Source organism: Photobacterium marinum (genome assembly GCF_000331515.1).
Lineage (GTDB): Bacteria > Pseudomonadota > Gammaproteobacteria > Enterobacterales > Vibrionaceae > Photobacterium > Photobacterium marinum.
The window spans coordinates 35,767-57,654 of record NZ_AMZO01000019.1 but is presented as its reverse complement, the minus strand read 5'-3'; the positions used below and the strand labels follow the sequence as shown (position 1 = coordinate 57,654).

Here is a 21,888-nt window from a genome sequence, read left to right as displayed (position 1 = left end):
AGATAACCATGACCAAATATGGACTCCGTGCCAGGGTCTTCACCCTGACATTAGCACCGACGCTGATTATTGGCCTGCTGTTGAGCGCATTTTTCACAATGAGCCGCTACCGGGATCTTGAACATCAGCTTATATCAACCGGTGCCAGCATCATCGAACCTCTTGCGATTTCAACCGAATACGGTATGACAGATCACAACCGTGAGGCCGTTCGCAGGTTAATCAGCTATGCTCACCGCAAGCATTCGCAAATCGTGCGGAGTATTGCCGTTTTTGATGCCAAGAACGAACTGTTCGTTACCTCGAATTTCCACCGGAATTTCGAAGCTCTGATGTATCCGGATGATCAGCAGGTCCCTTTATTACTGGAAACCCAGCTCAATGAAAACTCGCTGATCCTGCGCGCACCAATTCTGAAAGAAGGCCAGTTCAACAGTGCATCTTATCCCGGCTACCGGGCTGAAACACTAGGTTATATCGCCCTTGAGCTGGATCTGAGCGCCCTGCGCCTGCAGCAATACCAGGAAGTCTTCACGGCTCTGATGGTGCTTCTGCTAGGCCTTACACTGTCCTCCCTGTTTGCCTACCGCCTGATGAAAGACGTCACCCGCCCAATCTCCCACATGGTCAGTGTGGTAGACCGGATCCGTCGCGGACACCTTGATGTCCGGATTGAAGGTCAGCTGCTTGGTGAGCTGGATACGCTGAAAAACGGTATCAACGCCATGGCTGTTTCGCTGTCGGAATACCATATCGAAATGCAGCAGAGTATCGACCAAGCGACCTCAGATCTGCGTGAAACCCTTGAGCAGCTGGAAATCCAGAACGTTGAACTCGACATAGCCAAGAAACGCGCCCAGGAAGCGGCTCGGGTGAAATCCGAGTTCCTGGCGAACATGTCGCACGAATTGCGTACCCCGCTGAACGGCGTTATCGGCTTTACCCGCCAGATGCTGAAAACTCGCCTCAGCTCAAGCCAGCAGGATTACCTGCAAACGATCGAGAAATCCGCCAATAACCTGTTAACCATCATCAATGACATCCTCGACTTCTCGAAACTAGAAGCCGGTAAACTATTGCTGGAAAACATTCCGTTCGACTTCACCGAGTCGCTGGATGAAGTGATGAAACTGCTGGCACCAAGTGCCCATGAAAAAGGCCTGGAACTGACGCTGAAAATTGATGAGCGCATTCCGGCCGGACTCATTGGCGACCCACTCCGCATCCAACAGGTGCTGACCAACCTGATCGGCAACGCAGTGAAGTTTACCGAGCGCGGTAACATTGATGTATCCGTCGAGCTGAAGACCGACAAAGATGCCAACATCGATCTGCAGTTTATGGTTCGTGATACTGGTATCGGTATTTCTGAACGCCAACAGGCCCAGCTGTTCCAGGCATTCAGCCAGGCTGATGCCAGCATTTCTCGCCGCTATGGCGGTACCGGTCTGGGGCTGGTGATCACCCAGAAACTGGTTACCCAGATGGGTGGCGAAATCAGCCTGACCAGTCGTCTGCACCAGGGGTCGACCTTCTGGTTTACCCTACGCCTGACCAAAACCGATCTGCCTGTATCTCAGCCAATTGATACCTCATCACTGACTGACAAGAAGCTGCTGTTGATCGAACCAAATATGCAGGCTGCATCCGTGATCCAGCAACGTCTGATCAGAGCCGGTCTTCATGTCACTTACCGCTCAACCATGCCAGACGATGCAGAGCACCACCACTTTGCCCTGCTCAACCTGGCACCGGGCGAGCAGCCACCTATTGCCACTCTGCTCGATATGGTCTTCAAGGCCGAGCAATTGGCTGACAAGGTGATGGTCAGCCTGCCGACTACCGAACTGGCCCTATCCGAGCGTTTAGTTAACGCTGGCGTAACCGCCTGCCTGCCAAAACCTCTGGCTCACCGCAAACTGCTTGAGTCCCTGATCAGTGAACCGGATATGCTGGTTGAACCAGAGCCACAACTACCGGAACCGGTTAGTACGATCCAGCCACTGACCGTTATGGCGGTAGACGACAACCCGGCCAACCTGAAACTGATTTCCGCACTGCTCAGCGAGCGGGTAGAAACAGTGATCACGGCTACCGGCGGACGTAGGGCCGTTGAGTATGCCAGCCAGAAAGCATTTGACCTGATCTTTATGGATATCCAGATGCCGGAAATGGACGGGGTGACGGCCAGTCAGGAGATCCACAAAACTGAGTTGAACCAACACACTCCAGTGATTGCGGTAACAGCCCATGCGATGGTAGGCGAGCGAGAACGACTGCTAGATGCAGGTATGGATGACTATCTGACCAAACCGATTGAAGAACACATTCTGCAACAGATTCTGGCCAAATGGACGCACCCGAATGACGCAGAAGCGGCTCAGCAGGCGGTAAATGAAACTGTAACAGACTCCGCTGTGCCAACGGTTGATAATAACGTCAGCTGGGACTGGGATCTGGCTTTGAAACAAGCGGCCGGAAAAGAAGAACTGGCCAGAGATATGCTGCAAATGCTGCTTGATTTCATGCCCGAAGTAGAGATGCTGGTCAACGAGGCGCTGGACGGCAAAGACATAGAGCTGTGGCCGCCAATTCACAAACTGCACGGCAGCTGTGCCTACAGTGGTGTTCCGCGCCTGAAAAACTTGTGTAACACCATTGAAACCGAGCTCAAGGCGAATGCCAACGTCGAAGATATCGAGCCGGAGCTATTTGAATTGATCGACGAGATGAACAATGTGGTGAAGGCATCGAAGGCATACCGGCCTTAATGTCCCCGCCTCTAAAGGGACACCGAAAATAAAAAAGGCGAGCATAAAAGCTCGCCTTTTTTATTCAGGGTTCAATCACTAACTTTCTAAAATAACGGTCGCAACCGCGTATTTCTTCTCATCAGCAATTGTCAGGTGAACATGCTGAACACCCATGCCTTCCGCCAATTCAGCCGCCTTACCGGATAACGTCAAAATGGGCTTACCCAGCTCATTGTTACTAACGGTAAAATCCTGAAAACTGACCCCACAGGCAATACCGGTACCGATAGCCTTAGATGCCGCTTCTTTTACAGCAAAACGCTTGGCCAGGTAACGGCCTTTCGGTTTCAAGCCATTGAAGATATCGAACTCGGATGGCGACAATATACGCTCGGCAAAAGCATCACCGGAACGGGCATAGGCTTTCTCGACCCGTTCGATATCGGCAATATCTGTACCCAGCCCGACAATCGCCATTAACGACGGGCTTCCAGCATAATTGCTTTCATATCAGCAACAGCTTGCTGCAAGCCGTCAAATGCTGCCCGACCGATAATCGAGTGACCGATGTTCAGCTCATACACTTCCGGCAGTGCCGCAATCGGCTTCACGTTGTGGTAAGTCAGGCCATGACCGGCATTCACTTTGATGCCCTGATCATTGGCGTAACTTGCTGCTGCCGCAATTTTCTTCAGCTCATCCTGCTGAGCTTCTTCAGTTTCGGCATCAGCATAATGGCCGGTGTGCAGTTCGATATACGGTGCACCACAAGCAACCGCTGCATCAATCTGCTCACGGTCAGCATCGATAAACAGAGATACTTTAATACCCGCAGCACTCAGTTTTTCTGTCGCTGCTTTCACTTTTTCCAGCTGACCAGCCACATCCAAGCCACCTTCTGTTGTCAGCTCTTCACGCTTTTCCGGTACCAGGCACACGAAATCCGGCTTGGTTTCCAGGGCAATCTTGACCATCTCATCAGTCACAGCCATTTCCAGGTTCATTCGGGTCTGGATGGTTTCGCGCAAAATACGGACATCACGGTCTTTGATATGACGGCGGTCTTCACGCAGGTGAACGGTAATACCGTCAGCGCCTGCACGCTCTGCCACCTCTGCCGCATGAACCGGATCAGGGTAACGAGTACCTCGGGCGTTACGCAATGTTGCAATATGATCGATATTCACGCCGAGTAAGATGTTGTTCATTTTCCGGTACTCCTTCCTCTAGGGATAAATAATTCCCTGCTTTTTAATGGTTTGCCGCCAAGATACGGCTTCAAGGCTATACGTGTAAAGCGTTTTGCGGCACGAAGTTGTTCCGGAGTTTCAAAACGCCGGGCAGCAATGGCTTTCAGTTCATTGCCGGTAAACGACAACTGGCCGACGACCATTGATGCAATGAAACCTTTTTGATCGCGGTAGTTGTAGGTCATACTGTCTTCGACCGGTAAGCCACTGCCTGCACAGTGAAGAAAATCAATACCATAGCCAAGGTGCTGTAACAGTGCCAGCTCAAAACGACGCAATGCCGGTTCCGGGTTCTCAGCCTGCGCCAGCTCACGCAATACATTGAGGTAGTCCAGAAACAGCATTGGATAGGGAGTGTCATTCTCCAATACCCGCGCCAGCAGTTCGTTGACATACATCGCGGAATACAAAATATAGCTGCGCATCGGCAGGCTGATACTGATAGGTTCGGCATGGGTCAGCACTGGCATTGAACCACGGCCTGACCATTTCATAAACAGCGGGGTGAAGGGCTGGAGCGCCCCTTTGAGGTTGGAGCGCTTACGGCGCGCTCCTTTCGATAAAAGCGTAATACGGCCTGAGTCCTCACTGAAAACATCAAGGATCAGGCTCGTCTCGCTATAGGGGCGAGAATGAAGGACAAAACAGCGTTGAAGCCCCTCCATGGTGCCCCTTACAGGTCGTCGATATAACCCAGGCTACGCAGTGCACGTTCGTCATCAGCCCAGCCAGATTTCACCTTAACCCACAGCTCAAGGTAAACCTTGCGCTCGAACAGCTCTTCCATATCAAGACGGGCTTCACGGCCGATGGTCTTGATCTTGTCCCCCCCCTTACCGATCACCATCTTCTTCTGGCCTTTACGTTCAACCAGGATCAGGCCGTTGATATCAAAGCCATCGGTATCCGGGTTGTAGTCAAAGCGCTCAATTTCAACAGTAATTGAGTAAGGTAGTTCATCACCGGTGAAGCGCATCAGCTTTTCACGGATGATTTCCGAGGCCATAAAGCGCTGAGAACGGTCCGTCACATACTCTTCAGGGAAGTAGTATTCACCTTCAGGCAAATGGTCGCGAACAATCTTTTCAACCGCATCAATGTTGGTGCCGTGCTTTGCAGAAACCGGAACCACATCGACAAACTCCATCTTGCTTGATAGCTCTTGCAAATGCGGGAAAAGCTCGTGCTTATCCTTGACGTTGTCGACCTTGTTAACCAAAAGGACAGTCGGCAGCTGAGCTTTAGCCAGCTTGTTCAGTACCATCTCGTCATCTTTGGTCCACATGGTGCCATCGACCAAAAACAGTACCAGCTCAACATCGGTCAGCGAGCTGCTCGCAGCTCGGTTCATCAGGCGGTTAATGGTACGTTTTTCTTCAATATGCAGCCCCGGGGTATCCACATAAACAGCCTGGTAACCGTCACGGGTATCTACACCCATGATGCGGTGACGGGTTGTCTGTGGCTTACGGGAAGTAATAGACAGCTTCTGTCCAACCAAACGGTTCAGGAGCGTCGATTTACCTACATTCGGTCGACCTACGATGGCAATAAAGCCGCAATGTGTCTTATCTGTCATGATTCCAACTGCTTAAGCGCAACTTCTGCTGCTGCCTGCTCTGCCTTGCGCCGACTGCCGCCTTTACCGATAACAGGCTTATCCAGGCCTGCCACTTCACACTGCACGGTAAACTCCTGATTGTGAGCTTCACCCTGCACTTTAGTTACAGTATATGCCGGAAGCGGCAAGCGACGTCCCTGCAGGCACTCCTGCAGACGTGTCTTCGGATCTTTCTGGTTAATACCAGGCTTGATCGTTTCCAGGCGAGTCTGATACCAGCCCAGTACGATCTTACGTACTGTCTCGATATCGCTATCAAGGTAAATCGCACCGATGATTGCTTCAACACAGTCAGCCAGGATCGAGTCACGACGGAAACCGCCGCTCTTCAGCTCGCCCGGACCAAGCAGCAGGTGATCACCCAAGTCGAATTCACGGCCCAGTTCAGCCAGAGTCTTACCGCGAACCAATGTTGCACGCATACGGCTCATGTCACCTTCGTCTACCGCCGGGAAACGGTGGTAGAGATCATCAGCGATCACGAAGCTCAGAATAGAGTCACCCAGAAATTCCAGACGCTCGTTATGCGTACCATTGGCACTACGGTGAGTCAGTGCCAATGTCATTAAATCAATATTGTTAAATTGGTAGCCCAGCTTACGCTGAAGCCTGTTTGCAGGAGATGTCATTTTATCCCGATCAGTTTATGCCACCGATGCGACTGAAACGCACACCGGTAGGAATCCAAGATGGAAGAACGCTATCAGCACCCCGTTCAAACTCAAAGCTGATCCAGATCCCGACCGCCTTACCAACCAAGTTGGCTTCAGGCACAAAGCCCCAGTAACGGCTGTCTGCACTGTTATCCCGGTTATCACCCATAACGAAATACTGGCCTTCAGGAACTACCCACTCACTCACGCCCGGACGCGGCTGGTAAGCCAGAGTACGGTCACGCTTAAGCGGATGCACAAGGATTTGGTGCTCCTGCTCGCCCAGTTTTTCAGTAAACTGCACCAGACGTGTCATGCCCTGGCTGAAATCACTGTCGGTCATCTCCGTCAGTGGTACCGGTGTACAATCAGCAGAGCCTTTCTGTGCAATACAGATTTGCTTGTGGGCCGTATAACGAACAGTGTCGCCCGGCATACCCACAACACGCTTAATGTAGTCAATCTGCGGCTGAGGCGGGAACTTAAAGACCACGATATCACCACGCTCCGGCTCACCAGTTTCAACCAGCTTGTGGCGGAAAATAGGATCACGCAGACCGTAAGCGTATTTCTCAACCAGGATGAAGTCTCCCACGAGTAACGTCGGCATCATAGAGCCGGATGGGATCTGGAACGGCTCATAAATAAATGAGCGAAATACCATTATTAACGCAATCACCGGAAACATTGAACTGGCTGATTCCACCCAGCTCGGTTGCGGTGCTACGGCTTGTAGGGTTTTGGCATCAACTTGATCGCCGGCATTTGCAGCCGCTGCTTCAATTTTCAATTGACGTTTCGGCGCCCAGAGAAACTTATCCAGAGCCCAAATGATCCCGGTGACCAGCGTTGCCAGTACCAGAATTAGCGAAAAAGTATTTGCCATTTTAATCCCTAATAAATGTAACAGTGCAGCAAGTTACCTTGCTGCACTGCTCATTATCAATTGCTTCAGCCTGCCGGAACCGACTCCGGCAACAGATATACATACTGAGGCAACGACAATGAGTTAAGTAGTTACTTACTTGTCTTTGCCGACATGCAGAATAGCCAGGAACGCTTCCTGAGGCAGTTCGACGTTACCGATCTGCTTCATACGTTTCTTACCTTCTTTCTGCTTCTGCAGCAGTTTCTTCTTACGGCTTACGTCACCACCGTAACATTTTGCGATTACGTTTTTACGCAGCTGCTTCACCGTAGAACGCGCAATGATGTGGTTACCGATCGCCGCCTGAATAGCGATATCGAACATCTGGCGAGGAATGAATTCCTTCATTTTCTCTACCAGCTCACGGCCGCGGTACTGGGCATTATCTTTGTGAGTGATAATAGCCAGCGCATCAACACGGTCACCGTTAAGCAGAATGTCGACACGTACCATGTCAGACTCTTCATAACGCTGGAAGTTATAATCAAGAGACGCGTAGCCACGGGATGTTGACTTCAGACGGTCGAAGAAGTCCAAAACCACTTCCGACATCGGAATGTCGTAAGTCAGCGCAACCTGGTTACCGTGGTAAACCATGTCAACCTGAACACCACGCTTTTCGATACACAGGGTAATAACGTTACCCAGGTATTCACTCGGCACTAGGATATTACAGCGTGCGATTGGCTCACCAATCACATCAATGTCATTTACCGCAGGCAGCTTGGCCGGGCTGTCGACATAAATCTGTTCGCCGCTGGTCTTTTTCACCTCGTAGACTACTGTCGGTGCCGTGGTGATCAGATCAAGGTTGTATTCACGCTCCAGACGCTCCTGAATGATTTCCATGTGCAACATGCCAAGGAAACCACAGCGGAAACCAAAGCCCAGCGCGGCTGAGTTTTCTGGCTCGTAGAACAGTGATGCATCGTTAAGGCTAAGTTTGCCCAGTGCGTCACGGAAGTTCTCATAATCGTCAGACGATACAGGGAACAGACCCGCGTATACCTGAGGTTTCACTTTCTGGAAACCAGGAAGTGCTTCTTCACTGCCATTTTTAGCGTGAGTCAGGGTATCACCTACCGGTGCACCAAGGATGTCCTTGATACCACAAACAACCCAGCCTACTTCACCAGTACGCAGGATATCAGTGTCAACCTGCTTAGGCGTAAAGATACCGATGCGATCCACACCCCATACCTGGCCGGTGCTCATCACTTTGATCTTGTCGTTTTTCTTCAGCTCGCCGTTCTTAATACGAACCAGAGAAACAACACCAAGGTAGTTGTCGAACCAGGAATCGATGATCAAAGCCTGCAATGGCGCTTCAGGATCACCTTCCGGAGCCGGGATTGCGGTTACGATGTTTTCCAGAACATCATCAACACCCAAACCGGTTTTCGCAGAACAACGCGTAGCTTCCAACGCGTCGATACCAACGATTTCTTCAATTTCTTCAGATACACGCTCAGGATCGGCCGCCGGCAAGTCGATTTTGTTCAAAATCGGCACCACTTCCAGATCCATTTCAATAGCTGTGTAGCAGTTTGCCAGTGTCTGCGCTTCTACGCCCTGGCCTGCATCGACAACCAGCAGGGCACCTTCACAGGCAGCCAGCGAGCGGGATACTTCGTATGAGAAGTCAACGTGTCCCGGGGTGTCGATAAAGTTAAGTTGATAAGTTTCACCATCTTTCGCCTTGTAATCGAGCGTCACGCTCTGGGCTTTGATGGTGATACCGCGTTCGCGTTCAAGATCCATGGAATCCAGAACCTGCGCTTCCATTTCACGATCGGAAAGGCCGCCGCAAACTTGGATCAGACGGTCAGATAAGGTCGACTTACCATGGTCGATATGTGCAATAATCGAAAAGTTACGAATGTGCTTCATGAATTGGCGTGACTAACTCGTGATTAAAAAAGAATAAGATCTACAGTTCAAGTTGGCCGATTCTACCGAATTTCACCGCTAGTCGCTATCTTTCGATGCGGCATTTATCACCCTATCTTCATGAACAGGGTTGCCCAGTACCCGAATCAGGTCCGGTTTGTAAGCTGACAGCCCTTCAACACGTTTAGCCAGATGACGGGCCAGCAACATACCTACAGCGGCACTGACGGCGGCAACCAGGATAACTCCCAATTCCCCGCTACCAGCCAAATCGACAAAAAACCACTGACCAAATGCAGCTCCAAGTATCAAGAATAGCAGAGGCAGCATGTATACCAGCAAAGCGGAATGCAGCATGCTTTTTTCAGGCAACCCGATTTCCACCAACTGGCCTTCAGAGACTTTTTCCCGAGTAGGAATTTTGACTAAATGACTGCGGCCCGGTACGGCTTTACTAACAATACCGGTTCCGCAACTGTCACGGGATGCACAGTGGCCACAGCTTGTTTGCTGCTGACAGCTGACCGTAATAGCGCCCGGTTCGACTGCCACCACTGTTGCAAGTGAACGCATCATGGTGTGTTTTCTCCTGCCGGACTGACTGCACCGGCGGTAAACGCAACAGATTCAGCAACCCGTCGCGCTGTAGCCGGTGGAATATCTCCGACCACTGTAACTTCTTTACCTTTCAACAGATGGCTGTGCAATGTTCTGCGCCCCTGGCGAACCAGCTGTTCACGAACAGTGAAGCTGTCCGCGGCCGAGACATAGATTGAAAAACTGAACAGACCATCTGTAAACATTTTACTCTCAACCGGGCGTTCAGTCAGTATCAGTCGATGGCGGTTGTGAGAAACAGACTCGAAGCCCTGAGGCAACCAGTTAACCTTCCATCCCAGTTCCGCCTGAGGTTGCGGAGGTAGCTGAACCACTGCCGGCAGCTCAATACCTTCAAGACTTTGCAGCACTTCAGCGACCTTAGGGTTAACAACATAAGACACCGCACGGTATTGCTCCAACGGTTCACCGTCACGGTCAAGCAAATCAGCACGCATCACCAACTTGCTGCGAGTATCAATCCAGAGCAGGTAGGAATAGCGCGCACCGTCTTTCGGAGCAATACGTACCACATCACAGGCTACCCCGACCTCACGGGCCCGCCCCATCGGGATAAAATCATAATACCCGGTCAACGCATCAATGTCCGACCGCATAATCGGCGGCAACGGCGCCACCATCTTATTGCTATTAATAGTAAAAGGGTCAAGCCCGGGCTCGAAGTAACTGACCTCATCACCCCGCTGAATCACCTCACGCGGCGGTCCGCTGAGATAAATCAGGTGAGCATAGACTTCGCCATCCTGAACGGCATGACGATAACGTAGGGGTTCAATACTGTTTTTCTTTATGAGGATGTAGGACAGCTCATAGCTGAGCTCCCGGCTAGCCTTGTCCATTTGATGCAACAAAGCCTCGGCCGAAGAAACCGCTTCTTCAGCAGAGGCTTGCAATGGCACCATCAGGCTGACCAGTGTCATCACACCGACCAGAATTTTTCTCATTTATCCGCCAGTTCAGTTTGTTTCAAGCAACGATTTATCAATACTGCCATCTTCAGCATTCAAACGCAGCTGCAATTCATAATCCTGAAGCATCGCGTTAATACGGCGGCGCTGCTCCATCACCTGAGCCTCACTAGGTCCATTATGATTATTGGTACGAACAGAATCCCGGGTCAGACTAACAGGTTCGGCAGAGCCGGAAAAAGGAATGGTCTGAAGAACCGGAAGTTGAGAATCAGCCGGGGAATTTACCACGCTGTCATCGCCACCATTATATTGCTGCACACCAACAATCACCGCCAGCGACACACAGGCGGCCATCGCTACCTGCCCAAACTGGGTCAGCCAGGTTGGCATTGTGCGTTTGGCCAGTTGCGGTGTCGGCTGTGATTCAATCGTTTCACGTACCGTTTGCAACTGAACGACAGGCGCAGGCTCTGTCTCAACAATACCTGTATGCGCAGGTTCATTTTCCAGCGCCATAGCAACACTTGCTGCAATATCCCAATCTTTGTTTTGCGGGGCTTCACCTCGCATCACATCACCGATCAGATTGAAGTTCTGCCATGATTGCTGACTATCATCATCAACAGCCAGCGCATTAATAATGCTCTGATCCAGCTCTTCGCCATCTAATAACGCCGAAATTTTTTCTTTATCAGCCATTTTTGTTCACCGTTTGGCTAAACACTTAACGCTGCATAAGAGGACGGATACGTTTTTCAACCGCCTCCCGAGCTCGGAAAATTCGTGATCTTACCGTACCTACCGGGCACCCCATAACTTCAGCAATCTCCTCGTAGCTCAAACCATCCAGCTCTCGTAGGGTAATTGCGGTCTTGAGATCATCCGGTAATGCTTCGATGGTACTGAAGACAACCCGCTTCAATTCATCAGACAACATTTGGTTCTCAGGGTTCGATATTTCTTTCAAGGCATTGCCACTTTCGTAGTATTCCGCCTCTTCAGCATCAACATCCTTAGCTGGCGGACGTCGCCCCTGAGCTACCAGATAATTTTTTGCTGTATTAACGGCAATTCGGTACAGCCATGTATAGAAAGCACTCTCCCCTCGAAAGGTAGGTAAAGCACGGTATGCTTTAATAAACGCTTCCTGAGCGACATCCGGTACATCACCGGAATTACCGACATAACGCGCCACCAGGTTACATACCTTGTTCTGGTACTTAACCACCAGCAAGTTAAATGCCTGCTTATCTCCCCGCTGTACCCGCTCTATTAATACCTGATCAGTTTGCTGCTCGCTCATTCGAGCGTGTACTCCTATGTCTGTCTTGCACTCGTGATTTCATACCCGCCTTACCGGCACTCCCTTCTGCTTGAACGGACATTATCAGTCCGCAGTGCTCAGACAGCTCTGTCATGTAAAGCTCACCCAAAACAGAGAGGTACGAAAATTATGAGCATGAGCACTATCTAAGACTCGGGCTAAAATGCAAAGTTCCCGTTCATTAAAGAAATAATTTCTCATTAATAGTGCGCGCTTTTTTCCCCGCAATATCGCAGTATATCATCTCGATTCATTGGACATTATACCGTGTCATTGCGGTAAGTTGTTAATCAACAGTCAAAAATGAACAATTGAGACGTAATTTGATAACATAGTTCGATTACCACAGGGATATGAAATCGATATGAACGAGAATCGTGAACATACATGCGATGTATTAGTTATCGGTAGTGGCGCTGCCGGTTTGTCTCTTGCCTTACAGCTCGCTCCATTGGGAAAAGTGATGGTACTGAGCAAAGGGCCGCGCAGCGAAGGGGCTACCTACTATGCCCAGGGCGGTATCGCAGCCGTATTTGATGAGTCGGACAGTGTTGACTCCCATGTCCAGGACACCCTGATCGCAGGTGCCCATTTATGTGATCAGGACGTGGTACGCTTTATTGCTGAAAACGCTAAGCATTGCGTCCAGTGGCTGATTGACGGCGGCGTACCGTTTGACCGCGAAGAAGGCGACCAAGATAACAGTGACAAGCCCCGCTATCATCTGACCCGCGAAGGCGGTCACAGCCATCGCCGCATTCTTCATGCAGCCGATGCAACCGGCATGGCCGTTCAGACATCGCTCCAGGATAATGTTCACAACCATCCGAATATTGAAGTACTTGAGCGCCATAACGCGCTGGATTTGATCACCAACCAGAAACTAGGTCAGACCGACCAGCCAAACCGTGTTTTAGGTGCCTACATCTGGAACCGTGACGAAGAACACGTCGAAACCGTCCGCGCTAAATTCGTGGTACTGGCTACCGGCGGCGCTTCTAAAGTTTACCAGTACACTTCGAACCCGGACGTATCATCCGGCGACGGTATCGCCATGGCCTGGCGCGCTGGTTGTCGAGTCGCGAACCTAGAGTTCAACCAGTTCCACCCGACCTGCCTGTTCCATCCGGAGGCTCGCAACTTCCTGCTGACTGAAGCCCTGCGGGGTGAAGGAGCTTACCTGCGTCGTCCTGATGGCAGCCGCTTTATGCCGGACTTTGATGAACGTGCAGAGCTGGCTCCGCGTGATGTCGTTGCCCGTGCAATCGACTTTGAAATGAAGCGTCTGGGTGCCGACTGCATGTATCTGGATATCAGCCACAAACCGGCAGATTTCGTTCAGAAGCATTTCCCGACGATTTATGAAAAGCTGATGGGTTATGGCATCGACATCACCAAAGAACCGATCCCTATTGTACCGGCCGCCCACTATACCTGCGGCGGTGTACTGGTTGATCAACAGGGACGTACCGATCTGGATGGCTTATATGCTATTGGTGAAGTCAGCTATACCGGCCTGCACGGAGCGAACCGTATGGCTTCTAACTCGCTGCTGGAATGTGTGGTTTATGCCTGGTCGGCCGCTGAAGACATCATCGGCAATCTAAATCAGGTCGATATCCCGGCCAGCCTACCGGCATGGGATGAAAGCCAGGTAACCTGCTCTGACGAAGAAGTCGTGATCCAACACAACTGGCACGAGTTGCGCCTGTTTATGTGGGACTATGTAGGCATTGTCCGCACCACCAAACGTCTTGAGCGTGCGATGCGCCGGATCCGACTACTCAAAGATGAAATCAACGAGTACTACAGCAACTTTAGGGTATCAAACAACCTGCTTGAGCTTCGTAACCTACTGGAAGTTGCTGAGCTGATGGTTCGTTGTGCCATGGAGCGTAAGGAAAGCCGCGGCCTCCATTACACCCTGGATTACCCGGAACAACAGGATGGTTCCCAGCCAACAATTCTGACACCGGATCAGCCATGCTGATTTAAAGCATCAGCATTTCAGCTCTAATACAAACAGATAAGACAAAAAAGCGAGAGGTGTAAACCTCTCGCTTTTTACTATGGTCACTTTTTATCAGGTTCTGGCACCCACGTTACGCGATACTTAGCACAGTTACCCTATACCCGGTGCTCTGGCTTATACCCGATATTCAGCGATCGCCTGATCCAACGAGCTTGCCTGATTGGCAACAGCATTGGCAGCCTGGGCATTTTCATGGGCAACCGTTGAGTTCAGATTAGTAATGTCACGAATAGACGTAACATTCTGGCCAATCTCTTCAGACACCAGGCTCTGCTGCTCAACAGCAGCCGCGATCTGAGTACTGGTATCCATAATTGTCTGCATATCTGCCATGATCTGGTTGATTTTATCTTCCGCACTGTCAGCTTGAGAAACACTCATCTCCCCCTGCTCACGGCAACGACTGATATGAACAACAACCTGATCTGTCTGCTCCTGTAGTGAAGCGATAATAGTTGTAATCTCTTCCGTTGACTGGCGGGTACGCATCGCCAAAGAACGCACTTCATCAGCAACCACTGCAAAGCCTCGTCCCTGCTCACCAGCGCGTGCAGCTTCAATCGCAGCATTCAGTGCCAACAGGTTGGTCTGCTCAGCAATATCCTTAATAACATCCAGTACAGAACCTATATTACCGGACAGTGTCGACAGGCTAGCCACCTCTTCGCTGGTTTCCGACAGTTCATCAGACAACGAACGGATACGCTCTTTCGTTGCCGTCACTTCACCCAGTCCTTCCTGCGCACCGTTGTGGCTGCGGTCAGCGTTAGCGGCGGCATTTTCGGTATTAGATGCGATCTCACGGATAGTCACCCCCATCTCGGTGATTGCGGTTGCGACAGAATCAGTTTCTGCCTGCTGCTTGCCCATGGCCTCTTCTGACTCATGACTACGTCGCTGCAATTGCTCAGATGCCGCGCCAAGCTCAGTCACCGCTTCCTGGACATTGCCAACCAGACCGCGCAGGCTTGAAAGCAAACCATTAAAATTACGAGCCATATCCGCCAGTTCATCACTGCCCTGCTCATCTGCCCGCTGAGTCAGGTCATTATTGCGAGCAATCGTCGCCATCAGGTTACTCAGGCCAGCCACACGACGCTGAATAGACTGACTGATCAGCCATGACAACCCAATAAGCATCGCCATTACAACCACAACAGCAAATGAAATCGCTTTGGCTGTCATGCTACGCTCAGCTTCAACTTTTGCTTCAAGCTGTTCAACCACTTCAGAGAACACTTTTTCCACTGAGTGCGACTGACTACGGATATCACCGCGAAGCCCCTGTTTATGGTTCAGGCCTACTGTTTGGTACTGGCGGATAATCTGCTCGGCAGTGCTGCTGAAATTGGTATAAATCGAGCCAAAGTCCTGTTGCAACGTCGGTCCATAATATTCAGCTGTATTACGGAACCCTTTCAGGAAGTCTTCGTTACCGGTCACCATAAACAGCTTAGCCGCCTGGATCAGGCTTGATGCAGCCAGGATATCCAAACGCTGTTCACTGGCAGATTCCGCCAACGCTTCAGCTCGGGTAATGAATTCACGCTTCAGCCCCTGCTCTGGCGTCAGGCCTAAAGTCTGGTAGCCTTGAATTAACGCCATCATTCCTTTGTGGTAGTTGTGCATTGCTCCCGGCAGGGCATCCAGGCTTGGAATCGCAATCGACAACGAATCCAGCTCTGATTTCAGCGTACTTAACTGTGACTGGAAACTATCGTAGTTTTTCTGGAATTTCCCCTGATACTTCAAATCCATCCGCATCAAGAAATCTTTCTCATTACGACGCAAGTTAAGTAAAGTCACTTCCAGATGACTGACTGCGGCAGAAGCATTTTCAATTCTGATGGCCCGCTCATTAGCAAACCAGCTCATACCGAGAACAACCAACAGGGCTGACACCGCCAAGGCGGTCAGTCCCATAAGTTTATGTTTAATTTTCATTACTACTATTATCCTGCCCAACAACAACCCAAAGCGAGGGTCAAAAAGCTGTACCACAGTGGTACCGTGTATCGCTGATCTCTTATATCGACCTGCAAGGCTATTGCTTTAAGTCCGACCAGCGAGGTTTAACTAAAGGGCGCGCGATAATATCAGAATAATGTATTGAGAATACATATATTTGAGTCACTTTTGACTCACGATAAAATTTTATATTTTTATTCTTTCGGCGGAAGAAAAGTCACAGAATTGAAACATAACAGTGATAAAGCCCGATACGTTGCCTCATCACAACTGTCTCTACCTATCAGCAGCCAACGACTGTCAGCCAGGTTGGATATTCGCAATAAAAGGAAAAAACGGTTCCGGATTTTAACCTGCTTAATATGCCACTTTTGCATCTGCCAGCGAATTTCACCGCCACGACTAATCACCAACCGGCCCTGCTGAGCATAACAATAAGTCAGCAAAGCCAAATTCTCATGCAGCAACAGGTCGAAGCAGAACAGTACAATGACAAAAGGAATGTCGGCACGAAGCCAAAGAAAGAAGAGTAACAGTGCCGCACCGGAATAAAGAACCACCAGCGCGGCAACAGAAAGTCGGGAAGGTATCAGCTCAGAATCAACGAAGCTTGCTATTGTTGTGGGCAACGATCTTATCCACCATCGCGGCAATAGCCGGATCTTCACTGCGACCATGCTGCATTACCCAGGTAAACAGGTCCGGATCATCACAGCCCAGCATAGCGATAAAATCCTGCTGCTCCTGCTCAGACAGCTCATCAAAGCACTCTTCAAAGAACGGCATGATGATGACATCCAATTCCAGCATACCGCGGCGGCATGCCCACTTTACTCGTGCTTTTTCGTCGGCACTCAACATATACAACCTCAACGTTCAACATGGTCGTTTATCCAATTTGTCCAATACTAGCAGTCAGATATCTGACCGACCATGCGCAAGAACAAGCAAAGCGCTAAGATGAGACCTAAGATCAAAAATAACCAGTCTCACTTATCAGGTATTTGGGCTGACAAATGCCAGCCAGCGTTTTAACATAGCAAGCACAATAACTTTAACCCTAATCCGTAGCTTGCCGCGCCCCGTTCTTCAGTTCCTGATTCAGGATACTCCGGCAAGTTACCAGCAAATCATGGAATCCCTATGAGCACCTGGTCAAACGCCCTGAACTTCAAAAAAATTGCCCTGAACACGCAAGATGACCTGCCGGCGCTGGCACTGGTTGATCTTGCTGACTGGGCTCTGGTTACCCTGGTCGGTGAAGACAAAAAATCCTACCTGCACGGACAGGTAACCTGTGATGTGGTCAGCCTGAGCACAGATGCCTCCACCTTGGGTAGCCATTGTGACGCTAAAGGTAAAATGCGCACTGTTTTCCGTCTGTTCCACCACAATGACGGCTATGGCCTACTGCAACGCCAGAGCGTAATGGCAACTCAGCTACCTGAACTGAAAAAGTACGCCGTATTCTCCAAAGTGGATATTGAACAAGGTAATGACATCCTGCTTGGCCTGACTGGTGCTCAAGCAAATGACGTTATCAACCGTGAACTAGGCGGTGAAGGTCATGTCCGTCCGTTCGATGGTGGCACAGCGGTAAAAATTGACGAACAGCGTTGGCTAATCGCCGTTAACCCGTCACAAGCTGAAGTCCTGGCCAACCGTCTGGCAGAAGGCGCAGAAATCTCCGACAGCACACTTTGGGATCTGTACGATATCCGTAATGCAATCCCACGTGTTGATGCAGCCACCGAGCTGGAATTCATTCCTCAGGCTCTGAACCTACAGGCGGTAGACGGCATCAGCTTTACCAAAGGTTGTTATACAGGCCAGGAAACCGTTGCCCGTGCCAAGTACCGCGGTATCAACAAGCGAGCTATGTACATTGTCAGCGGGATGGCCACAGCATGCCCTCAGGCGGGTGATGCCCTTGAGCGCAGTGTCGGTGAAAACTGGCGTAAAGGCGGCACAGTCATTGCGGGTTATCAGTTTGCAGATGGTCAGGCAACAGCTCTGGTCTGCCTGCCGAATGATCTGGAAGATAACACTCAGTTCCGCCTGGCAGACCAGGAAGCCCTGTGGCAAAAGCAACCTCTGCCTTACTCTCTGGAAGACAATGCTTAAGCCATGCAAACATCAGTAATTATTCATCTGGAAAAAGAAGGCGTCGACTTCCGGCTCCTTCCCCACACCAAACCGGCCAAAACGATAGAAGAAGCGGCGCAGGAACGTGGTGTCGATCCGCAGCAAATGGTGAAATCTATCCTGTTGCGTGACATGGGCGGCTTCCATGTTCTGGCTTGTGTTCCGGGCCCATCTCAGGTTGATCCGAAAAAAGTCCGGGCCATGTTCGGCTGTCGCCGGATGACCTGTGCTGATGCCCGTGACGTGGAGAAAGTTACCGGGCTGGTGATTGGAACAGTCGCTCCGATTGGTCTGAAACACCCGCTGCCGGTCATTTTCGATCACAGCATTACCCGGCATACCCGGGTCAATATCAGCAGTGGTGATCGTATGGCCGGTATCGAACTGGATACCGACGATCTGCTATTGCTTTGTGATCCGATGTTCGCTGACATTTGCCGCTAGGACGAAGCCCGATAATGAAAGATATCAACTGGCGAGGCGTCGATCTTAACCTGCTGATCGCCTTCTCCGCCCTGATGGAAACCCGCAGTGTGACTAAAGCGGCAGCTAAACTCTCAATTGGCCAGTCAGCCATGAGCCACAACCTGTCGCGGCTGCGTACCCTGCTCAATGATCCGTTATTCGAGCGCCAGGGCCACCAGATGATAGCAACAGATCGGGCTATTGAACTGACACCGGTTATCGAACATATACTCGGACTGGTGACCAGCGAGATCCTGCGCCCCGGCGACTTTATTCCGGCGGATTACCGGGGAAATTTCAAGATAGGGCTGACCGACTACGCCGAACTGCTGTTTGCTCCAGCCTTGTTTGATGCAATATCAGAACAGGCACCGCACTGTCAGCTCAGCTTCTGCAATGTGGATCGCAACAACTATCAGGCAGCATTCGAAAACCAGAATATCGATCTGGTGATCGGCTCGATGAAAGGACTGCCAAAAGAAATCGAAAGCCAGCATCTTTATACCGAAGATCATGTCTGCCTGTTTGATCAAAAAGCCACCGGGCTAAGTATCCCTGTCGATATGGCCAGTTATGTTGCCACACCGCAGGCACTGGTCACCCCGGACGGCAAACTGGCCTCACAAATCGATGACCAACTAAAACAACAAGGATTTTCCCGCCATGTAGCTGTCGGCTCAGGTAACTTCCTGACCGTGCGCCACCTGTTGACCGGGCGGAATCTGCTGTGCGTGGTTTCAACCCTAATGGCAAAAGTCGATATCTTTCAGGACAACCTGACCCGGTGCCCGCCTCCGGTGGAGATCCCCGACTTTGATATCAATATGCTGTGGCTGAAACGAAATGCCTCTCACCCACGAATAGAGTGGTTGAAGCAAATTGTCTGCGACACAATCACTCAACGAGTCGTCGCCCTTCGCCAAGCTCCCGATAGTTGATACCAATAAGTGCCGGACTATCAACCGATTCAGGTAAACAAGTTCTAATCACTACAGAATAAAAAGCAAAAGCAGGGAAAATCCCTGCTTTTATCTTTTTTGCCTTTCAGCTATCAGTTTTTTTGCTGTGGCTCCTGGATTTGGTAAAGTCTGTGGGTATCACAGACCTCCTCACAATCGCACTCTTTCTCAATGCCAACGTTCGCCAGGCCGCCACAACTGCCCGAAATAGTTTTCTTCTTGATAATCCAACCAATAGCCATTGCGGTAATCACCAGCAGGAAAATCATTAGCGTGAGCAACAATGTCATAGTTTGACCCCTCCTAGCTTAGAAAGACCTGACATCGACATTTTTCCATTCATTCTCATCCCGATTTTTGCCGGGCGCTCTTTTTTCTTACTGCCACACCCGCAGCCACAATCGCCCTTTTCTCGTTTACAAGGACGGCCCTGCTCAGGTGAAGTCAGGGCTTCACGGGGAATTTCACCACTCATGACCATGGCAACCGGGCTGCGAGACGGCACACGGCTAACCGTAAAACCACTGTTCAACAGTCTCGCCAATGAACGCTGGCCGACATTACCCAGAATGATCTCTGTCACCCCCAGTTCTGTTAGCTGGCGTTGAAGCACTTTTTTGTGCTTGCAGCCAATTTCACGGCGACCACTGTTTTCGAACTGATGGATCAACTGTCCATCCTGATTAAACACCAAAAAGCCCGCCGCTTTACCAAAGTGACCGGCAACCTCGTTACGAGGTGTAATTGCAATTGCTAGAGACATCATTAATTGTCCTGTTCACAGGCCGGTGTACATTCAGTTCCGGCACCGGCCGTCATTGATTGTTGCGATACAGGCTTTAACTCAAGGGCCATTCCCTTAACTAACGCCTGAGCAACCTTATGTCTTGCACTGGCAACAATATTGCCGAGTGTCTGTCGGGAAACGCCCAACTCCTGGGCCGCAGCCTGTTGGTTCAGGCCGTTCAAGTCCACCAGCCGGATTGCTTCAAGCTCATCAGGAGCCAGCGCAATACTGTCAAGCTGTGACATTGGGATACCGTTCGGCTTAAAGCAGCTATGGGCCGGACGACAACCGATCCGGCGCTCTTTCTTAGGTCTGGGCATTACATCCTCTTTTCTGGCATATGCCAATAACAGGCTTATTATTGGCATATGCCAGAAACATTTTTTTGATCCAACGCAGAAAAATTGAAATAGGCCGATAAAAAAGAGAAAAAGTCTCAGAGCTCAGACCAGAAAGGAAATTCAGCACAAAATTCTGAAATGACTACAAAGCAAAAAAATTCAATTCATAACAGGGCGACAAAAAAGAGAACTTCGTCCCAACAACAAACCGCGCCATTACAGGAAAGATGCAGATAACGTCATAATTATCCAATAATAATTCGAGGCAAAGACATTGATGCGAATAATTTCTAATTCTTATTTTTTATTTCTAATTATGAAATAAAAGAATTTTATACTCCGCCAAATAACGCTCACAAATAAATAAACCACCCAGTTAAATTTGGCGTTGAGATTGTGCTGTTACAGTCACAAAACTTTCATAGTGGCTGGCTTATAATCCCCCCTGTTCGAAAATCAGACGAGGCTGACAAAATATGCGCATGTTCAAACGCTACGTGCCCACGTTAATTGCAAAGCATGTAAGCCGTTTATTCAGTGGAAGGATCTACATCGATGGCCGAGGAGGCTATGAATTCGACAAAGGAATGTTGCTTGTGCCAGTCAAAGCCCAGCAACGGCATTTTCAGACCGTGAACGAAATCAACAGGGAAATAAAACGCCTCAGAGAATTTTAAAAATAGCGGTCAAAATAATCCGTTTATGCAAAAGCCCACATAGTGGGCTTTGCTGTATTTAAACACAACAAACCGATTAGGGTTTGCAGGACAATAGACCGAGCCTTCTCAGCTACTCTTCTGATTCATCAACCAAGTCGAGATAATTATCAGAGTCCAGCAAATCGGCAAACTCGCTTTCATCTTCTACTTTGATCTGAAACAGCCAACCGTCACCATAGGGATCACTGTTTACCAGCTCCGGTGAATTTTCCAAATCTTCATTAACAGCAACTACAAAACCGGTCAGAGGCGCATAAACATCCGATGCGGCTTTTACTGACTCAGCAACCGCGCAATCTTCGCCGGCCTCCGTTGCCGCATCCAACTCAGGCAACTCAACAAAAACCATATCTCCCAGTAACGACTGGGCATGATCGGTAATACCAACGGTAAAAACCCCATCACCTTCCGGACGTACCCACTCATGGGTATTGGTATATTTCAATTCAGTGGGAATATAGCTCATGGTGAAACTTCCTTATGAAAGCCTGCCTATCGCCTCAACACAGTGCGATGAAAGCAGA

The 21,888-nt window shown here is 50.1% G+C and carries 24 protein-coding genes; 6 read left to right on the top strand and 18 right to left on the bottom strand.

Annotated features, from left to right (window positions below):
- Positions 1-8 precede the first annotated feature (8 nt).
- Positions 9-2,771, top strand: coding sequence for a two-component sensor histidine kinase BarA (gene barA / locus C942_RS12800; RefSeq protein WP_007466383.1), 2,763 nt, complete (start codon positions 9-11; stop codon positions 2,769-2,771).
- Between the two features lie 78 nt (positions 2,772-2,849).
- On the opposite strand, the gene acpS is transcribed toward barA, so the two are convergent.
- From acpS to rpoE, 11 genes are all read right to left on the bottom strand, one after another.
- Entirely contained in the window at positions 2,850-3,230 is a 381-nt protein-coding gene (gene acpS / locus C942_RS12795) for a holo-ACP synthase (protein ID WP_007466382.1), read from the bottom strand.
- The gene (pdxJ, locus tag C942_RS12790; protein WP_007466381.1) at positions 3,230-3,961 is read right to left on the bottom strand and encodes a pyridoxine 5'-phosphate synthase; all 732 of its coding nucleotides are present in this window, start codon (positions 3,959-3,961) and stop codon (positions 3,230-3,232) included. Before pdxJ ends, acpS begins: the two co-directional genes overlap by 1 nt.
- Positions 3,958-4,668, bottom strand: coding sequence for a DNA repair protein RecO (gene recO, locus C942_RS12785; protein WP_007466380.1), 711 nt, complete (start codon positions 4,666-4,668; stop codon positions 3,958-3,960). Before recO ends, pdxJ begins: the two co-directional genes overlap by 4 nt.
- An 8-nt stretch (positions 4,669-4,676) precedes the next feature.
- Positions 4,677-5,582 (bottom strand): GTPase Era, encoded by a 906-nt coding sequence (era, locus tag C942_RS12780; protein ID WP_007466379.1) that lies wholly within the window; start codon positions 5,580-5,582, stop codon positions 4,677-4,679.
- On the bottom strand, positions 5,579-6,253 hold the full coding sequence (rnc, locus tag C942_RS12775) for a ribonuclease III (RefSeq protein WP_007466378.1): 675 nt from the start codon (positions 6,251-6,253) through the stop codon (positions 5,579-5,581). Before rnc ends, era begins: the two co-directional genes overlap by 4 nt.
- 10 nt (positions 6,254-6,263) lie before the next feature.
- A complete protein-coding gene (lepB, locus tag C942_RS12770) occupies positions 6,264-7,163 on the bottom strand; it encodes a signal peptidase I (protein WP_007466377.1) in 900 nt (299 codons plus the stop codon).
- Between the two features lie 135 nt (positions 7,164-7,298).
- Positions 7,299-9,095 carry a translation elongation factor 4 gene (gene lepA / locus C942_RS12765; protein WP_007466376.1) on the bottom strand — a complete coding sequence of 599 codons (1,797 nt, stop codon included), beginning with the start codon at positions 9,093-9,095 and terminating at the stop codon, positions 7,299-7,301.
- A gap of 78 nt (positions 9,096-9,173) precedes the next feature.
- Entirely contained in the window at positions 9,174-9,671 is a 498-nt protein-coding gene (locus tag C942_RS12760; protein ID WP_007466375.1) for a SoxR reducing system RseC family protein, read from the bottom strand.
- Positions 9,668-10,657, bottom strand: coding sequence for a sigma-E factor regulatory protein RseB (rseB, locus tag C942_RS12755; RefSeq protein WP_007466374.1), 990 nt, complete (start codon positions 10,655-10,657; stop codon positions 9,668-9,670). The genes C942_RS12760 and rseB overlap by 4 nt, the downstream gene beginning before the upstream one ends.
- Before the next feature lie 12 nt (positions 10,658-10,669).
- The gene (locus C942_RS12750) at positions 10,670-11,323 is read right to left on the bottom strand and encodes an RseA family anti-sigma factor (RefSeq protein ID WP_007466373.1); all 654 of its coding nucleotides are present in this window, start codon (positions 11,321-11,323) and stop codon (positions 10,670-10,672) included.
- Positions 11,324-11,348: 25 nt separating this feature from the next.
- Complete coding sequence (rpoE, locus tag C942_RS12745; protein WP_007466372.1) at positions 11,349-11,927, bottom strand: RNA polymerase sigma factor RpoE; 579 nt, start codon at positions 11,925-11,927, stop codon at positions 11,349-11,351.
- A 385-nt stretch (positions 11,928-12,312) separates the two neighbouring features.
- Here rpoE and nadB point away from each other — a divergent pair, with 385 nt between their 5' ends.
- The gene (gene nadB / locus C942_RS12740) at positions 12,313-13,938 is read left to right on the top strand and encodes an L-aspartate oxidase (RefSeq protein ID WP_007466371.1); all 1,626 of its coding nucleotides are present in this window, start codon (positions 12,313-12,315) and stop codon (positions 13,936-13,938) included.
- A gap of 156 nt (positions 13,939-14,094) precedes the next feature.
- On the opposite strand, the gene C942_RS25635 is transcribed toward nadB, so the two are convergent.
- From C942_RS25635 to C942_RS12725, 3 genes are all read right to left on the bottom strand, one after another.
- Positions 14,095-15,924 carry a methyl-accepting chemotaxis protein gene (locus tag C942_RS25635; RefSeq protein ID WP_007466370.1) on the bottom strand — a complete coding sequence of 610 codons (1,830 nt, stop codon included), beginning with the start codon at positions 15,922-15,924 and terminating at the stop codon, positions 14,095-14,097.
- A gap of 218 nt (positions 15,925-16,142) precedes the next feature.
- Positions 16,143-16,577, bottom strand: a complete 435-nt coding sequence (locus C942_RS12730; protein ID WP_007466369.1) for a protein YgfX — start codon at positions 16,575-16,577, stop codon at positions 16,143-16,145.
- Positions 16,549-16,809 carry an FAD assembly factor SdhE gene (locus C942_RS12725; protein WP_007466368.1) on the bottom strand — a complete coding sequence of 87 codons (261 nt, stop codon included), beginning with the start codon at positions 16,807-16,809 and terminating at the stop codon, positions 16,549-16,551. The genes C942_RS12730 and C942_RS12725 overlap by 29 nt, the downstream gene beginning before the upstream one ends.
- A gap of 282 nt (positions 16,810-17,091) precedes the next feature.
- On the opposite strand from C942_RS12725, the gene ygfZ reads away from it, so the two are divergent.
- From ygfZ to C942_RS12710, 3 genes are read left to right on the top strand one after another with little or no spacing between them, the layout of a single operon-like run.
- Entirely contained in the window at positions 17,092-18,072 is a 981-nt protein-coding gene (ygfZ, locus tag C942_RS12720; RefSeq protein WP_007466367.1) for a tRNA-modifying protein YgfZ, read from the top strand.
- Between the two features lie 3 nt (positions 18,073-18,075).
- Positions 18,076-18,537 (top strand): aminoacyl-tRNA deacylase, encoded by a 462-nt coding sequence (locus C942_RS25360; protein ID WP_036800054.1) that lies wholly within the window; start codon positions 18,076-18,078, stop codon positions 18,535-18,537.
- Positions 18,538-18,551: 14 nt separating this feature from the next.
- A complete protein-coding gene (locus C942_RS12710; RefSeq protein WP_007466366.1) occupies positions 18,552-19,496 on the top strand; it encodes a LysR substrate-binding domain-containing protein in 945 nt (314 codons plus the stop codon).
- 113 nt (positions 19,497-19,609) lie between these two features.
- Here C942_RS12710 and nqrM read toward each other — a convergent pair whose 3' ends face one another.
- Genes nqrM through C942_RS12695 form a run of 3 tightly spaced genes read right to left on the bottom strand, consistent with a single transcriptional unit; the run spans position 19,610 to position 20,624 of the window.
- Positions 19,610-19,807, bottom strand: a complete 198-nt coding sequence (gene nqrM / locus C942_RS12705) for a (Na+)-NQR maturation NqrM (protein WP_007466365.1) — start codon at positions 19,805-19,807, stop codon at positions 19,610-19,612.
- Positions 19,804-20,283, bottom strand: coding sequence for a NifB/NifX family molybdenum-iron cluster-binding protein (locus C942_RS12700; RefSeq protein ID WP_007466364.1), 480 nt, complete (start codon positions 20,281-20,283; stop codon positions 19,804-19,806). The genes nqrM and C942_RS12700 overlap by 4 nt, the downstream gene beginning before the upstream one ends.
- A complete protein-coding gene (locus tag C942_RS12695; RefSeq protein WP_051035818.1) occupies positions 20,283-20,624 on the bottom strand; it encodes a DUF134 domain-containing protein in 342 nt (113 codons plus the stop codon). The genes C942_RS12700 and C942_RS12695 overlap by 1 nt, the downstream gene beginning before the upstream one ends.
- A gap of 497 nt (positions 20,625-21,121) precedes the next feature.
- Between C942_RS12695 and C942_RS12690 the strand changes: the two genes are divergently transcribed.
- Complete coding sequence (locus tag C942_RS12690; protein WP_036800051.1) at positions 21,122-21,322, top strand: DUF1107 domain-containing protein; 201 nt, start codon at positions 21,122-21,124, stop codon at positions 21,320-21,322.
- Between the two features lie 112 nt (positions 21,323-21,434).
- On the opposite strand, the gene gcvH is transcribed toward C942_RS12690, so the two are convergent.
- Positions 21,435-21,821, bottom strand: a complete 387-nt coding sequence (gcvH, locus tag C942_RS12685) for a glycine cleavage system protein GcvH (RefSeq protein ID WP_332308700.1) — start codon at positions 21,819-21,821, stop codon at positions 21,435-21,437.
- Between the last annotated feature and the right edge of the window lie 67 nt (positions 21,822-21,888).

What these genes read in the sequence shown, in the direction of transcription:
- barA (WP_007466383.1), top strand. Translation starts at nt 9, where the DNA reads ATGACCAAATATGGACTCCGTGCCAGGGTCTTCACCCTGACATTAGCA.
- acpS (WP_007466382.1), bottom strand. Translation starts at nt 3,230, where the DNA reads ATGGCGATTGTCGGGCTGGGTACAGATATTGCCGATATCGAACGGGTC.
- pdxJ (WP_007466381.1), bottom strand. Translation starts at nt 3,961, where the DNA reads ATGAACAACATCTTACTCGGCGTGAATATCGATCATATTGCAACATTG.
- recO (WP_007466380.1), bottom strand. Translation starts at nt 4,668, where the DNA reads ATGGAGGGGCTTCAACGCTGTTTTGTCCTTCATTCTCGCCCCTATAGC.
- era (WP_007466379.1), bottom strand. Translation starts at nt 5,582, where the DNA reads ATGACAGATAAGACACATTGCGGCTTTATTGCCATCGTAGGTCGACCG.
- rnc (WP_007466378.1), bottom strand. Translation starts at nt 6,253, where the DNA reads ATGACATCTCCTGCAAACAGGCTTCAGCGTAAGCTGGGCTACCAATTT.
- lepB (WP_007466377.1), bottom strand. Translation starts at nt 7,163, where the DNA reads ATGGCAAATACTTTTTCGCTAATTCTGGTACTGGCAACGCTGGTCACC.
- lepA (WP_007466376.1), bottom strand. Translation starts at nt 9,095, where the DNA reads ATGAAGCACATTCGTAACTTTTCGATTATTGCACATATCGACCATGGT.
- C942_RS12760 (WP_007466375.1), bottom strand. Translation starts at nt 9,671, where the DNA reads ATGATGCGTTCACTTGCAACAGTGGTGGCAGTCGAACCGGGCGCTATT.
- rseB (WP_007466374.1), bottom strand. Translation starts at nt 10,657, where the DNA reads ATGAGAAAAATTCTGGTCGGTGTGATGACACTGGTCAGCCTGATGGTG.
- C942_RS12750 (WP_007466373.1), bottom strand. Translation starts at nt 11,323, where the DNA reads ATGGCTGATAAAGAAAAAATTTCGGCGTTATTAGATGGCGAAGAGCTG.
- rpoE (WP_007466372.1), bottom strand. Translation starts at nt 11,927, where the DNA reads ATGAGCGAGCAGCAAACTGATCAGGTATTAATAGAGCGGGTACAGCGG.
- nadB (WP_007466371.1), top strand. Translation starts at nt 12,313, where the DNA reads ATGAACGAGAATCGTGAACATACATGCGATGTATTAGTTATCGGTAGT.
- C942_RS25635 (WP_007466370.1), bottom strand. Translation starts at nt 15,924, where the DNA reads ATGAAAATTAAACATAAACTTATGGGACTGACCGCCTTGGCGGTGTCA.
- C942_RS12725 (WP_007466368.1), bottom strand. Translation starts at nt 16,809, where the DNA reads ATGTTGAGTGCCGACGAAAAAGCACGAGTAAAGTGGGCATGCCGCCGC.
- ygfZ (WP_007466367.1), top strand. Translation starts at nt 17,092, where the DNA reads ATGAGCACCTGGTCAAACGCCCTGAACTTCAAAAAAATTGCCCTGAAC.
- C942_RS25360 (WP_036800054.1), top strand. Translation starts at nt 18,076, where the DNA reads ATGCAAACATCAGTAATTATTCATCTGGAAAAAGAAGGCGTCGACTTC.
- C942_RS12710 (WP_007466366.1), top strand. Translation starts at nt 18,552, where the DNA reads ATGAAAGATATCAACTGGCGAGGCGTCGATCTTAACCTGCTGATCGCC.
- nqrM (WP_007466365.1), bottom strand. Translation starts at nt 19,807, where the DNA reads ATGACATTGTTGCTCACGCTAATGATTTTCCTGCTGGTGATTACCGCA.
- C942_RS12700 (WP_007466364.1), bottom strand. Translation starts at nt 20,283, where the DNA reads ATGATGTCTCTAGCAATTGCAATTACACCTCGTAACGAGGTTGCCGGT.
- C942_RS12695 (WP_051035818.1), bottom strand. Translation starts at nt 20,624, where the DNA reads ATGCCCAGACCTAAGAAAGAGCGCCGGATCGGTTGTCGTCCGGCCCAT.
- C942_RS12690 (WP_036800051.1), top strand. Translation starts at nt 21,122, where the DNA reads ATGCGCATGTTCAAACGCTACGTGCCCACGTTAATTGCAAAGCATGTA.